This is a genomic window from Streptomyces sp. NPDC055025 (genome assembly GCF_053608565.1).
This window is the reverse complement of record NZ_JBSGVS010000017.1, coordinates 19,833-31,733: the sequence shown is the minus strand read 5'-3', so window position 1 is coordinate 31,733 and position 11,901 is coordinate 19,833. Positions and strand designations below refer to the sequence as shown.

Here is an 11,901-nt window from a genome sequence, read left to right as displayed (position 1 = left end):
ACCGTGTACACGCCCCCGTCGGATCGGTTCCTGACGACGCTCGCCACTGCCCACACGCCCGTCACCGAGGTGCAGCTCCACCGCGCCGACGGCATCGTGCAGATCCTGCCCCACACCGACGGCAGCGTTACCGCGAACCGTGGGGCGACCGTCCGCCGCACCTGCACTGTCACCATCCCCGACACATCGTTGCTGCCTCTACGCCCCACCGAGCAACTGTCCATCTACGGTGCCCGTCTGCGGATACTGCGCGGCATCCGCTACCCGGACGGCACCGTCGAGACGGTGCCTTTGGGCCTGTTTCGGGTGGACAGCGTGGAAGGTGACCCGGACTACGGCCCGGTCACCATTTCCGGCAGCGGCCTTGAAGCCGCCATAGCGGACGACCAGTTCCTCACGCCCTACACGACCCGAGGTGGAACAGCCGCTGTTGCCGCCATCACAGGCCTTGTGCAGGGCAGCATCCCGAGCGCAGTCATCGTCAACCGGGCAGCCGATGCCACACTTGGAACGACGACCTGGGATGCACAGAGTGACCGGTGGGCCGCCGTCCAGGCGTGCGCCACAGCCATCGGCGCCGAATGCTACGCCGACGCCGACGGCCAGTTCATCATCGCCGAACTCCCCGACATCGCCACCGCATCGATCGACTGGGCCGTAGACGCAGGCGAACAAGGCGTCCTCATCTCGGCCATCCGAGCCTACAAACGTGACGGCATGTACAACGTGGTCGTCGCGTCCGGCGAGAACACCGAGGACAACATCCCGCCCGTATCCGCGACCGCGCAGGACAACGATCCGACGTCCCCAACATATGTCGGCGGCCCTTTCGGCCGTGTCCCCCGCTTTTACTCGTCCTCGTTGCTCATCTCTAACAATCAGTGCGCCGCAGCAGCAGGCAAAATCCTGATGGACTCGATCAAGCCGTCTGCGACGGTATCCATCGAAGCAGCCCCGAACCCATGCCTTGAGCCCGGCGACATCATCCGCGTCACATACGGATCGGGCGAACGGGAACTACATCAGATCCAGTCACTCACCATCGACTTGGGGCTGGGCAGCACAACCATGGAGACCATCGGCGGCAAGGAGGACGCATGACACCCTCCCGGGCTGAAGCGACGGGCGCCGCCCTCGCGGCCGGATTCGTCCAGGCTGCACGCGCCGCCGGCGCCAGCGACCCACAGGTGCGCGGCGCGGACTGGCAAACGGCTGTTGTCACTGCCGTCGGTGTTGACGGCACCGTCAGTATCGGCAGTATTCGAGCTCGCCGCCTAGACACCTATCAAGGCGCTCAGGTCGGCGACATGATCGCCATTACTCAGAGCGGCGCCGGAAACTGGGTAGCTCTCGGACGACTCGCTGTCACCGAGCCTCTGGTGTCACTCACTCCGATCACCGCCAACGCCGCCACCACAGCGTCCACAACCGAAGTCGCGGTCATCACCTCACCATCCATCACCCTAAAGAACGGACGCGCCTACCGATTCGAGCTCCGCGGCCTGGTCCAGCACGCCACGCTCAACACGACAGACCTCGTCGCCTTCCGGCTGCGTCGCACCAGTACCACCGGTCCGCTGATCCGCAATCTGGGCTCGGTGCCGGTGACCAACCTGACCAGCGGTGCGCGGAATCACGCCGTCAACCTGACACACATCGGCGTCAACACAAGTGGCGCAGACATCGGCGGCCCTGTCCTTGCAACGTACAGCTGGGACGCCGGATCCTCTGTCACTTTCATTTTCGCCGCCTCGACGGCCACTCCAGCAACCCTGACGATCACTGATGCGGGCCCGGCCGCCGCATTCGCCGGCGCTGGCGCCATCACGTAAGGACCGAGCATGCCGATCGATGACGCCTACGGGCAGGGATTCGCATCCTTGGACTATGGCGAGACTCCGGACCTGAAGATCATGGGTGAGGGGCTGCTCCGGATGGCCGGGCAGACCGTGATGCGATTCGCCACGGCCACCGCTCGCAACGCCGCGCTCACCTCGCCTGTGGCGGGGATGGCAACCTGGCTGACCGACGCGGCCCGGCTGGAGATCTACAACGGGTCGGCGTGGGCGATCTGGCCTCCTCGACCCGTCCAGACCGAGCAGGTCTCGGACGCCCCTTACAACGCGATCATGACCACAACTGACTACACGGCAGTGGCCTGGCCGCGGCCCACGTTCATTGCTCCGTCATCAGGGTCAGCGCTCGTCACCATCAGCGGCATCCTGCTGAACACGAACACGGACGCCAGCACCATCTGGGCGGCATGGCGGGCCAGTGGATCAAACGGCTTCGTCTACCAGGATTTGAATACGACCGGCGTCAGCGCGCAGGCCGTCCGTGTGGCGGCGTCACGCACGCGGCTACTGACGGGCATGACTCCTGGGACCACGATCACGATCATCCCTCAGTGGAACATTTCATCCGGCTCCAGCTCCACCGCGTCCACAGTAGGCGGCACCCTGACAGTCCAGCCTGTCGCCTGATCTCTGGCGACGCCCGCACCCACTCCAGCCCCGCGCCGTCGGCCGGGGCTTTCTTCATGCCCGGAGGCACCATGGCCTGGTATCCAGGCGCCACGAAGTACGAGTTGCAGCCCGAGTCCGATAGTCAGCCAGCTATCAAGCCGACCCAGTTCATCGTCCACTCGATCATCGCCCCGTGGACAGCGCGGCGCGTGTACGAGTACTGGCGCGACTCCACCAGCTTGGAGTCCCACTTCGGGATCGGCTACGAGGCGGGCGACGTCGGCCAGTTCATCGGGACCGAGACCCGCGCGGACGCGAACGCCGGGGCAAACCGCAGGGCCGACGGGACCGGCGCCGTGTCGGCCGAGACCGCATCCAACACCGAGGGCACCGACCCGTGGACGGCCGCGCAGGTCGAGGAACTGATCGACCTGGGTGTCTGGCTGCACCGCACCCACGACATCCCGCTGCGGATCTGCCGCACCCACGACGACAAGGGATTCGGCTACCACTCGATGTTCCCGCAGTGGTCGACATCCGGTACGGCCTGCCCCGGCAAGGCCCGAATCCAGCAGTTCAAGACGGTCGTGTTCCCGGGCATCGTCGCCCGCGCCACCGGCCAGACCACCGAGGAGGACGACATGCCCATCACGGACGCGGATGCCGAGAAGATCGCGAAGCGGGTGCTGACCCTCGACGGGGTCATCGTCAACCCGGTCTCCGGAACCAACAACACACACATCGCGCTGGCCACCGCCGCGCGCAACATCGAGATCGTGACGCGCCGCACCGAGGTCCAGGTCACCGGCCTCACCGCGGCAGTCAAGGCGCTGGCCGGGCAGGTCGGCGCAGACACCGCCACCGTGGTTGCCGCCGTACAGAAGGCGATCGCCGAGGCGGTCGTCAAGGTCGACGTCGACATCACCGGGGCATCGTGAGCTACGGCCGCGACACCCCGCCAACCGACTGGCCCGGCATGGAGATGACCGACATCACTCGGCTGACGGACGAAATCTACTTCGGCTGGGTGGCTGACCAGGCCACCCCCGTGTTCTGGCACTGGTGCGCAGCCCTGGCAGACGTGCCCGAAGAGCACACCGTGTCGGGCCGCTGGGTAGCCGCAGGGACGAGCGCACACAGCGTCCTGACCCGGGAGCCCCTGCACCTCGAACCGTCCCTGCTCTGGTCCTGCTGCAAGCTGCACGGCTTTGTACGCAGCGGCCAGTGGACCCAAGCTTGATCACTCTGCAACCACCCCTAAAGCGATCACCTACCAGCAGAAGGACACCACCGTGAAGATCTTCGGCCGTGAACCCGCGCTGCTCCTCGGCTTCGCAGCGGCGTTCCTCCAACTCCTCACCGCCTTCGGCCTGAACGTCAGCGACACCCAGCAGACCCTCATCACGACCTTCCTCGCGTGCATCGTGGCCGTCGCCACCGCGATAGTCCTCAAGTCGGGGGCACTCGGCGCCACGATCATGCAGCTCGCGCAGGCTGGCCTCGCACTGTTCGTCGGCTTCGGCCTCGACTGGTCCGCAGACACGCAAGGCAAGGTGATGGCCGCACTGTCGGCTGCTCTCGCCATGTGGACCCGCACCCAGGCGACCGCGCCCGTCCCGGCCGTGCGGCTGGAACAGTCGAGCCCGGTCAAGCCCGCGTCGCCTTCGGGCGTGTAGATGCGGTGCCGTGCGCTGCGGCGGATCCGAACGCACCTTGGCCGCCGCGGCGTCTTCCTCCTCATCATCGGGGTCGGGGAGAGCGCATGGGGTGCCGGAATCGTCGTCGACCCCCCTTCCACGGCAGGCCTCAGTCTCCTCACCGACCGCTGCCCGCTCGGCACGTGGGCCTGGCTGTGGATTGCGGCCGGCACTGTGGCCGGAGTCACCGCGTTCCTGAAAGTCGGCCGCGACTGGGCTGGCTTCGCCGCGGCCTTCGCCCCTCCCACCGTGTGGGCCCTGGCCTACGCTGCTGCTGCCATCAGCGGCGACTACTCCCGCGGCGGGTTCGTCGCAGTCTGGTACCTGACGATCGTTGGGATCATCATGTGGGCGGCCGGAGTCCCCGAGTATTCGGTTCCTCCGACTCCGCGCCGCCCAAGGAAAGAGGGCTCGTGAACATTGGCGAGTGGGCGGCAATCGTCGGCTCGGCAGGCAGCGTCCTCGGCGGCGGCGGGTTCTTCATGGCCCGCGCGACTGTGCGGGCCGCGCAGGCGACCGCCGCCGCGAACCGGGCGGCAGCCATGGCGCAAGCGGCACCCGCCCAACAGGCCGCAAACCTGGCAGTCCTGGAAGCCACGGTGAAGCGCGTCGATGAGGAGAACGGCTCTCTGCGAGGCCGGGTGCTCCGGTGCGAGACGCTCATCAAGGCGTTCTCGTGGACGGTCGACGAGTTGTACCGCTGGTCGCGGGCGCCGGTTGGGGACCCTCCGGGCCCGCATCCTCTGGTGGACGAGTACAACCGAACTGGAGTGTGACGACGATGCCCCTGGAGCCTGCGACGCCGCCGGTAGATGACACGGCTGCCGACACGGGAACGCTGGTGGAGATGGGCCTGGTGGACGAACCGCCTGTCCCGCCAGACGAATCTGCGCCCCAGCCGCCTGAAGAGCCTGAATGACGACGCCCCCGCCGCCCATCACGGGCGGCGGGGGCACTCTCGCGTCTGAACGATTTACCCCCAGCCGTCGAGGAAGTCGCCGTTCAACTGCGCGGAGCAGATGTTGTAGCCGCCCTGCGCCTGCCCCGTCTTCGTCTCCCCGTCGATCGTCACCGAGCAGTGAATGTCCCCGCCGCCCTGCAACTGCGCGGTCACCTGGTAGTACAGCGCATCGTCCTTGACCTCCAGAGTTTTGGTCACGGGCAGCCGGCCGCCCTGGAGGTTGGTGCCGTCGCTCCCGTAGGTGACGTCGACACCTGACGGCGCCGATCCCCACACCTTGAACACGGCCTGGCCTTCCGGCGCTTCTTCCGGCTTGTCTTCCTTCGGCTTGGCCGCGGCCTTGGGCGTCGCGGTCTTGGTAACGGTGACGGTCAGCGTCGGCTTGGCCTCGTCCGCTGCGGGGTTGTCGGCTTGCGGCGTCTCGGTGACGGTGACCGTCGGCGCGGGCTTCGCGCTCGCCGCAGCCTCAGTCTCGCCGCTGCCGGAGGTGCCGATGCCAACGCCGACGAAGAACAGGAGCGCTGCGGCAGGGATCACGATGCGCTTCCGTGCCCACTTGGGCCGGGACGGCTGTGCTGGTGGCGGCCCCCACTGCGGCTGGGTTGGCATCGACGGCGGCTGGTTGTACGACATGGTCCCCCCTGGGCATGGTTCGTGGAGGGATGACCGTAGCGGCCACGAAAGGCCCAGCGTGCGATGAGTGAGCTAGGGGTGACAGAGTTGTGACCAAAGAGTGGAGAGCTACCTTGTTTTCGCTGTTCCCGCCCTGCTGGAGCTGTCTAGCCACGGGACCTGACCGCAGGTGAACCAGGCCGCCCCAGCCGACACGCAGCAACCGTGGCCTTTGTCTCCGGTGCGGCAAGGGTGGCCATTTTTTGTCATGCCTGCGGGCTGAACGGCGGATTTTCGAGTCGCCGGGCGATGACCCACTTCTGGTCTCCGCGTCGACAGGTCAACACGAGTCGGATCGAATTGCCTCCGTTCTCCCCCTGCCACGTGCCCTGGCTCTTGCCCTCCATCCAAGGGGCAGGCCTGGTGCGCTGCATCGCCAGAGGGCGACCGGCGCCCACTTCAAGCGGGAACGCTTCTGGTCCACGCCCATGTTCGTCTGTGCCGTTGATGTACGGGGAGAACCGGAAGGGCCCCCAGACGAAGGCGTCGACATCGTCCTGCGTTAGGCCTCCGCTGGGGTGGAGGACGATGTGGTCCATGTCGTCGTTCCCAACGGTGATCACTACTTCGTCAAGGTGGTGCAGTGCGTCGGGGCCGTTGAGGTGGACGTTGAGCAAGGCTTGGTTGTGGCCAGTCTCGGTCAAAGCGAGGTCGAACTGCGGCGTGAGGTCGGCATGCCACCCGCCGTAGAGGCCGCCGCCGATCGCGACGGAGGCTGGCACCCAGGTCACGGCGATACCGGCGGACCAGTAACGGCCCGACTCGCTTATCATTCGCTCTCCTTCGGTTCGGTGGTGCGGCGGACCCCACTCGCGGGAGCGGCGGGCGGTGGTGATCAGCTCTGGGTCGGGGCGCCGCCGGCACCGACGCCCCAGGCTGCGGCGCGGTCGGCTTCCAGCTCCTGCGGGTCCCGGCTGTCCATGTAGGCGATGAACTCGTCGGCGGTACGGGACGTGTGGGTGAACCCGATCGCAGCGAGCTGCTGGCCTCTGGTCGCGTCCGAGGCGGTTGCCTGGAACGCCTTGTCCCGAATACCGCTCGCTGTCCGGTCGACCCACTCCGCGGCGACGTCGCGCAGCCACAGTCCCCAGTCGCCTCCGTAGTTGGCGATGTGCCAGGGGTAGACCTGCACGTCGCCCTCGAAGAACAGGGCGCCGTTCTGGGTGACCTGCAAACGGATCGTCTGCGCTTCGGTCATTCTCAGCCTTCCTTCTTCTCGTGGTACTTGCGGGTGTGGTTGCGGATGCTGGCGGGTGCCCCGGTGTACTCGCAGTACGGGCAGACGATCCAGTTGCCGTCATCGACAGCTGCCTGCATCACCGAACGGTCCAGCTCGGGGCCGAAGTCGTGCTCGTTGAGGAGTCGCGCGACGGACCCTTCGTATCGGGCGGCGACGAGTGCCGCTTCGGCGACCTTGTCGTGGCCCTGGGAGAAGAACTTCCCAAGACCGACCTCGTTGCCGCAGCCACACCAGCAGTTGCCGGTCGGGATGAGGCGGGGCTTGTTGCTGTTCGTCATGACTTCAAGGTAGCAACCCAAGAGTGCACGTCAAGACTTCATGTCAAGAACTACGTCGATGGGCGTAGGGGCTGGACGCGCGCGACAGGCGCGACTCCGTGGACGGCGCGACGGGGGATCTAGCGCATAACGTCGGCTGAAGCGCCAGGGCTTCGCGCGTGGTCTAACCCTCGATAACCTGACTTATAGAAGGTCAGAAACGGTACAATGAAGCATGCCTGACGACCTGCCGCAGTTCCTCCGCGACCGCCTCGACGAGGACTATGAGGCGGCGCGGCGCACGCTCGGAACCAACGTCATGGCGCGCGTCCTGCGCGGTCAGCCTGCGCCCCGCTGGGTGCCCAGCCCGGAAGGAGACGCCGGAATCTGGGACACCGACGGCACTCCGCGCGTGAAGTTCGTGTGGGCACGGGAGCGTGACCACATCGTCCGCCATGACCCGGCCCGCGTCCTCGCCGATGTCGAAGCCAAGCGGCAGATCGTGGATGCCTCCGCTGCCCGTTGCCCGGTCGGCTGCCGAGTCGAGCACTCGTACAGCGGCTCGTGCATGCTGCGATCGGTCGGCCCGGCGTGGGAGGCGGACGGTGAACGATGGGTGCACGGCGAGAACGGCGAACCCACCCGCCCGCGTCATACCGCCGAGTGGACGTTGCGCCTGCTCGCCCTGCCCTACGACGGCCACCCCGACTACCGGCAGGAGTGGAAGCCGTGACCGAAGTCGAACCGCGCCCAGTCGAGACGACCGTCCCGCTCGACCCGAACACGGCCCTCTCCCCGGCCGCCCTCGACCGCCTCGACCGGTCCGTGCCCGAGAACACCAAGACCGCCTATCGCAGGCAGGCCCGGGACTTCATCGCCTGGTGTGAGGAGCGTGGCCGCGACGCCCTGCCCGCCAGCGCGCAGACTCTCGCCGACTACGTCAGCCACCTCTGCGACCTCGACCAGGCGCCATCCACCATCGAGCAGGCCATCGCCACCATCCGCGTCGCCCATCGCGAAGCCGGGCACGACGGCAAACCCGACACCCGTGCTGCCCTCCGCATTCTCAAGACGCACAAGCGGGATCGGGCCGAAGCCGGAAAGCGCAAGCGCAAGGCGCCACCCGTCACCCTCGACGTCCTCCGCGCCATGGTCGAGGTCGCTGGCCCGACCACGCTCGCCGGACGCCGCGACCGTGTCCTGGTCGTCCTCGGGTTCGCCATGATGGCCCGCCGCTCCGAACTCGCCGCCCTCCGCATCGAAGACGTCACCTTCACCGACGACGGGCTCACCATCCTGATCCGCTCCAGCAAGACCGACCAAGAGGCAGAGGGCGCCGAGGTCAACATCCCGCACGGCGTCCACCCCGACACCGACCCCGTCCGCGTCACCCGCGCCTGGCTCGACGCCCTCGACGCCACAGAAGGCCCGCTGCTCCGCGCTATCAACCGTTGGGACCAACTCCAGCCCGGAGGCATGTCCGGCGCCGCCATCAACGAACGCGTCCGCAAGCTCGCCATCGAAGCAGGTGTCCCCAACGCCGTCACCTTCACCGCCCACGGCCTCCGGGCGGGCGGCCCCACAGAAGCGGCCAAGGCGGGGCAGCCCGTCAGCTTCATCGCCGACCACGGCCGATGGTCCAAGACCTCGCCGCAGGTGCTGGAGTACATCCGGCCTGTCGACAAGTGGCGCGACAATCCGATGCGAGGGATCGGCCTGTGACCATGACCGCGCAGGAAGCGCTGGAGGAAGTGCGACGCCGGGACGCAGTAGAGCGGGAATGGTTGAGTACCACGACCGAGGGGCGCCCCACCTTTGCCGAGGCCGAAATCCTCGACCGGCGGGGAATCCCGTCCTGTCATGTCTGGCGAGTCCCTGCGGGGGAAGTGCCGCCTCACCTGTCCGCCATACAAGCTCTTCGCCAGTGGCAGGCCAGGGCGTGCGCCATGTGCAGCGCCCGCAGAGGGCGTCTACTCGTGGATCACTGCCACCAGACGGGGCGGGTTCGCGGACTGCTGTGCACCAGCTGCAACACGGCCGAAGGAATGGGGCGAGGAGGTTCATTCGCCGCGTACCGAGCACGGCCGCCTGCGGTCATGCTCGGGCTGGAGGAGCAGTACGGATCGGCATGGGACGGCTTCGGCGCCTGACCGCCCGTGCCGGACTGACCCTGCGCCCACCTCGCCCCCCGTCGAGGCGGGCGCCCGCCTGTCAGGCTTCTGGGCTGAGGTGTTCGCCAGGCTTGACTGCCGCAACGCGCACTCTGGTGCAGCCGGCGGCTTCGAGTTGCTGTCTGCGGTGCTCGGCGCTGGCCTTGTCGTAGCTGACGGCGGCGGCACGGGATATGCCGTCGAGGTCAGTCCAGGTGAGCCCGTAGCTCTGCAGTGTGGTCATCATGCGACCCATCATTGCTGCTGGCACTGACAATGCCCCGTGCCGACCGGAGGCGCGCCCAGTCCGGCTCGACCGCAGGCAGCCTGCGACACTGGATCCGGCCCTTGCTGTCACCCCCGGCGCCGAGTGCCACCTCTGAGGGAGGATTCCGTGACCTATCGCGCGTACCCGAATCCTGACCGTGCGCTTCGACAGGTTGAACGTGGACGCCCGCCCGTGCCGCCTCGCGAGCCTTCCGAGTTTGAGCTGCACATGGCCGCGCAAGCAAGAGTGGCTCTTGCCGCAGCAGGTGCGTTGCTCAGGCCGATCGCGGAGGACTTGGTCCGCAGGCCTATCGTGCCCCGCCCGTAGACTTAGCTCTATCAACCCCCGGGCCGCGGCCCACGACAAGGGGATTGCTTCCCGCCCCCGTACCGGAGTGATGCCCGGTACGGGGGCGGAGCTGCGTCAGCCCTCGCCCGCGTCGGCTTCGCGGGCGGCTTTCTTGACGGCCATCTCCAGCTCGTACCGGTTCACCCCAGTCGTTGCAGCAGCGTGCTCCACGATCGCCTTCTGCACAACGGCCGCCGCCTCCACCCACGGCCGCCAGCCCTCCGGGGTGTAGCCCTCCCGCGTCGCTTCCCGCTGGGCTGCATTCGCCGCGCGCTGGAGTCTGAGCAGGTCGTCGGGGATCTCGATATTCGCCACGGGCGGATGCTACGCGGCCTCCGCCCGCTCCTCACCCACCGCCGCCGCCCACTCCACCAGCAGCAGCCGATACCGCTCCTGCTCCACCGGCGACAGCGTGCTGTCCGCCGCGGCCCACAGGTCACGGATCTCCGCGTTCACCACGGCGGCAGGGCGCACAGAAGCAGGGCGAGGGGTCGACGGCATGCGGACAGACTATCGACAAGGACTGACAATCACCCGGTAGTTGGACGGAAGGTCACGAAGCTGCCCTTGTTCGGCAGCGTCACCACCAGCCCGCGGTCGCGCAGCTCCTGCACCGCCCGCCGGATCGTGTTCGGCGCCACCCCGTATTCGGAGCCCATCGCCCGCTCGTTCGGCAGCCGCGCCCCATACGGCAGCCGGCCTGCCCGGATCTCCTGCTCGACCCGGTTGGCGACCTGCACATACACGTACTCGAAGGGCTCGGAACTCATATTCGGAACGTAAGGCTGCCTCACGCCGTCGGCATCCGCAGGTGGCGCCATGCGGCCACCTGCGGCGGCATATAGCGGTAGCGTCTGAGCAGCAGAAACCCCCGCAGCCGATGGCACGGCCCGGGGGTACGGACGACGCTAGCTAGACGGAGCATCGACATGACGGATCCTATCGACGCAGGCACGCCCGAGCCCGCCGAACAGGCAGCCATCGAACCGACGCCGGCTGAACGGCAGCGGAGAACCCGCTACGCGGCGTTCCTGGACCACGTCACCGGATGCCGCCAGTGCTCCGCCGGGGTCAGTCACTGCGCCCGCGGTGGGGAACTCCGGCTGACATGGAAAGCGGCGCTGCGCGAATCGCCCCCCGGATGATTCACACCGGGTGTGCGACATGCGCGCGGATGGGTGGACGCCGCACCCTTTTGCTCGGGCCTGGGATGAGCTTTACTCGAAAGTCATCCGCAACCGGACGGGTTTGGTCCGGCGGGCGGTACGGGGGATGCGAGGAGGTCCGTTGTGCGCACGCCAAGCGCATGGGCAATGCGTGACAGATGGCTCAGCTTGATCTCCCAGTTACCCGATTCAATGCGCTGAAGCGTTGACCGGTCGACGCCGGCCAGTTCCGCCAGTTTCTCCTGTGTGAGATCCCTGTCAATGCGCCACCCCTTAACGCTACGGGCGGCGGCACGGCGGTCGGAGAGGATCCAGGGATGGTCAGAGGCTGGCACTCGACAAACGCTCTGACGAAGATGATCATAAGTCAGCAGCAGTTCTGCTGCTTTTTGTGATCAAGGCGAGTCCGTGGAGCCGTGGCTGCGGCAAGCGTTTCTCTGCTCGCGTGATGACCACCGCCTGCCCCTGTCGAGCACCCCCGACGGGGCAGGCGGTCTATGTGCATCTTCTGGACAGCCGCCGAGTGATGCGTGCTGGGGCTCGGCGGCCTTGAGCGGCCAGGGCGGGGCGCGGGCGAATCACCCCTCCAGGTGACAGCCTCGCCCTGGTCTTCGGTTTCAGGCTGGGAGAGTGGGAGGCGAATGGGAGATGAGCAAGGTGATCAGGCTCGAATCGCC

Annotated in this window: 21 protein-coding genes; 11 read left to right on the top strand and 10 right to left on the bottom strand. The window is 67.3% G+C overall.

Going from position 1 to position 11,901, the window contains the following annotated elements:
• The first annotated feature begins 3 nt into the window (after nt 1-3).
• The 8 genes from ACWGDX_RS13020 to ACWGDX_RS12985 all read left to right on the top strand — a co-directional run bounded on the left by ACWGDX_RS13020 (nt 4) and on the right by ACWGDX_RS12985 (nt 4,938).
• Complete coding sequence (locus tag ACWGDX_RS13020) at nt 4-1,101, top strand: DUF5047 domain-containing protein (protein WP_453625013.1); 1,098 nt, start codon at nt 4-6, stop codon at nt 1,099-1,101.
• On the top strand, nt 1,098-1,832 hold the full coding sequence (locus tag ACWGDX_RS13015; RefSeq protein ID WP_453625011.1) for a hypothetical protein: 735 nt from the start codon (nt 1,098-1,100) through the stop codon (nt 1,830-1,832). Before ACWGDX_RS13020 ends, ACWGDX_RS13015 begins: the two co-directional genes overlap by 4 nt.
• A 9-nt stretch (nt 1,833-1,841) precedes the next feature.
• On the top strand, nt 1,842-2,483 hold the full coding sequence (locus ACWGDX_RS13010) for a hypothetical protein (RefSeq protein WP_453625009.1): 642 nt from the start codon (nt 1,842-1,844) through the stop codon (nt 2,481-2,483).
• Between the two features lie 71 nt (nt 2,484-2,554).
• A complete protein-coding gene (locus ACWGDX_RS13005; RefSeq protein WP_453625007.1) occupies nt 2,555-3,403 on the top strand; it encodes a peptidoglycan recognition protein family protein in 849 nt (282 codons plus the stop codon).
• Between the two features lie 44 nt (nt 3,404-3,447).
• Entirely contained in the window at nt 3,448-3,705 is a 258-nt protein-coding gene (locus ACWGDX_RS13000) for a hypothetical protein (protein ID WP_453625005.1), read from the top strand.
• A 52-nt stretch (nt 3,706-3,757) separates the two neighbouring features.
• Nucleotides 3,758-4,141, top strand: coding sequence for a hypothetical protein (locus ACWGDX_RS12995; protein ID WP_453625003.1), 384 nt, complete (start codon nt 3,758-3,760; stop codon nt 4,139-4,141).
• Nucleotides 4,142-4,579 (top strand): hypothetical protein, encoded by a 438-nt coding sequence (locus ACWGDX_RS12990; RefSeq protein ID WP_453625001.1) that lies wholly within the window; start codon nt 4,142-4,144, stop codon nt 4,577-4,579.
• Nucleotides 4,576-4,938, top strand: coding sequence for a hypothetical protein (locus ACWGDX_RS12985; RefSeq protein ID WP_453625000.1), 363 nt, complete (start codon nt 4,576-4,578; stop codon nt 4,936-4,938). Before ACWGDX_RS12990 ends, ACWGDX_RS12985 begins: the two co-directional genes overlap by 4 nt.
• A gap of 197 nt (nt 4,939-5,135) precedes the next feature.
• On the opposite strand, the gene ACWGDX_RS12980 is transcribed toward ACWGDX_RS12985, so the two are convergent.
• From ACWGDX_RS12980 to ACWGDX_RS12965, 4 genes are all read right to left on the bottom strand, one after another.
• Entirely contained in the window at nt 5,136-5,756 is a 621-nt protein-coding gene (locus ACWGDX_RS12980) for a hypothetical protein (protein ID WP_453624998.1), read from the bottom strand.
• 245 nt (nt 5,757-6,001) lie between these two features.
• A complete protein-coding gene (locus tag ACWGDX_RS12975; RefSeq protein ID WP_453624996.1) occupies nt 6,002-6,568 on the bottom strand; it encodes a hypothetical protein in 567 nt (188 codons plus the stop codon).
• Between the two features lie 62 nt (nt 6,569-6,630).
• Nucleotides 6,631-6,993: a hypothetical protein gene (locus tag ACWGDX_RS12970; protein ID WP_453624994.1), complete on the bottom strand. Its 363-nt coding sequence runs from the start codon at nt 6,991-6,993 to the stop codon at nt 6,631-6,633.
• Between the two features lie 2 nt (nt 6,994-6,995).
• Entirely contained in the window at nt 6,996-7,313 is a 318-nt protein-coding gene (locus ACWGDX_RS12965) for a hypothetical protein (RefSeq protein ID WP_453624992.1), read from the bottom strand.
• A gap of 214 nt (nt 7,314-7,527) precedes the next feature.
• Between ACWGDX_RS12965 and ACWGDX_RS12960 the strand changes: the two genes are divergently transcribed.
• From ACWGDX_RS12960 to ACWGDX_RS12950, 3 genes are read left to right on the top strand one after another with little or no spacing between them, the layout of a single operon-like run.
• Nucleotides 7,528-8,025 carry a DUF6221 family protein gene (locus ACWGDX_RS12960; RefSeq protein WP_453624990.1) on the top strand — a complete coding sequence of 166 codons (498 nt, stop codon included), beginning with the start codon at nt 7,528-7,530 and terminating at the stop codon, nt 8,023-8,025.
• Nucleotides 8,022-9,014, top strand: a complete 993-nt coding sequence (locus ACWGDX_RS12955) for a tyrosine-type recombinase/integrase (protein WP_453624988.1) — start codon at nt 8,022-8,024, stop codon at nt 9,012-9,014. The genes ACWGDX_RS12960 and ACWGDX_RS12955 overlap by 4 nt, the downstream gene beginning before the upstream one ends.
• Nucleotides 8,927-9,442, top strand: a complete 516-nt coding sequence (locus tag ACWGDX_RS12950) for an endonuclease domain-containing protein (protein WP_453624987.1) — start codon at nt 8,927-8,929, stop codon at nt 9,440-9,442. The genes ACWGDX_RS12955 and ACWGDX_RS12950 overlap by 88 nt, the downstream gene beginning before the upstream one ends.
• Before the next feature lie 61 nt (nt 9,443-9,503).
• Here the strand turns inward: ACWGDX_RS12950 and ACWGDX_RS12945 are convergent, their stop codons facing one another.
• From ACWGDX_RS12945 to ACWGDX_RS12920, 6 genes are all read right to left on the bottom strand, one after another.
• On the bottom strand, nt 9,504-9,689 hold the full coding sequence (locus ACWGDX_RS12945; RefSeq protein ID WP_453624985.1) for a hypothetical protein: 186 nt from the start codon (nt 9,687-9,689) through the stop codon (nt 9,504-9,506).
• 444 nt (nt 9,690-10,133) lie between these two features.
• Nucleotides 10,134-10,373: a hypothetical protein gene (locus ACWGDX_RS12940; RefSeq protein ID WP_453624983.1), complete on the bottom strand. Its 240-nt coding sequence runs from the start codon at nt 10,371-10,373 to the stop codon at nt 10,134-10,136.
• Between the two features lie 9 nt (nt 10,374-10,382).
• Nucleotides 10,383-10,559, bottom strand: coding sequence for a hypothetical protein (locus ACWGDX_RS12935; RefSeq protein WP_453624981.1), 177 nt, complete (start codon nt 10,557-10,559; stop codon nt 10,383-10,385).
• A 29-nt stretch (nt 10,560-10,588) separates the two neighbouring features.
• Complete coding sequence (locus ACWGDX_RS12930; protein ID WP_453624979.1) at nt 10,589-10,828, bottom strand: GntR family transcriptional regulator; 240 nt, start codon at nt 10,826-10,828, stop codon at nt 10,589-10,591.
• Nucleotides 10,829-10,848: 20 nt separating this feature from the next.
• Complete coding sequence (locus ACWGDX_RS12925; RefSeq protein WP_453624977.1) at nt 10,849-10,989, bottom strand: hypothetical protein; 141 nt, start codon at nt 10,987-10,989, stop codon at nt 10,849-10,851.
• A 297-nt stretch (nt 10,990-11,286) separates the two neighbouring features.
• Entirely contained in the window at nt 11,287-11,559 is a 273-nt protein-coding gene (locus ACWGDX_RS12920) for a helix-turn-helix domain-containing protein (protein ID WP_453624975.1), read from the bottom strand.
• Nucleotides 11,560-11,901 lie beyond the last annotated feature (342 nt).